Genomic DNA, 602 nt, shown 5'->3' with positions numbered 1-602 from the left:
ACGGTGACGTCACGATGCTGGCGGTGCCAGCATCGCATGTCACCGGGCTTGTGGCATTGATCCTTGCGACCATCAATGTCGCCGGCACCACCGTGATCCTGCCAGCCTTCAAGGCGCCGGAGTTTCTCGCCGTCGCCGCGCGAGAGCGCATGACCTACACGCTGATGGTGCCGGCAATGTATAATCTCTGCCTGCTGCAGCCGGATTTCAATCGTCACGATCTGTCTTCATGGCGCATCGCCGGCTTCGGCGGCGCGCCGATGCCCGAAGCGACCATCACGCGCCTCGCTGAGGTGCTGCCGAAGCTTAATCTCTGTAATGCCTATGGTTCGACTGAGACTTCATCACCCGCGACGATGTTTCCGCCCGGCTCGCCCGTCAGCAAAATCAATTCGGTTGGGCGCCCCGTAACCGGCGCGCATATCGTGGTCGCCGATGACGACGGCCGCGAGGTGCCGGCCGGTCAGGACGGCGAATTGCTGATTGCCGGTCCGATGGTCGTGCCGGGCTATTGGGACAATCCGGATGCGACTCGCACCGGCTTCGTCGGCGGCTACTGGCGCTCCGGCGATATCGGCCGCGTGGATGCGGAGGGTTATGTC

Annotated in this window: 1 protein-coding gene; it reads left to right on the top strand. The window is 63.3% G+C overall.

From position 1 onward, the window contains the following. Nucleotides 1-602 (top strand): class I adenylate-forming enzyme family protein (locus ACXJKG_RS21370; protein WP_456847720.1); only part of this gene is annotated, 602 nt, incomplete at both ends.

The sequence above is a fragment of the Cellulomonas sp. P5_C6 genome (genome assembly GCF_054049635.1).
The sequence above is the reverse complement of the archived record's forward strand: the minus strand, read 5'-3'. Positions and strand labels throughout refer to the sequence as shown.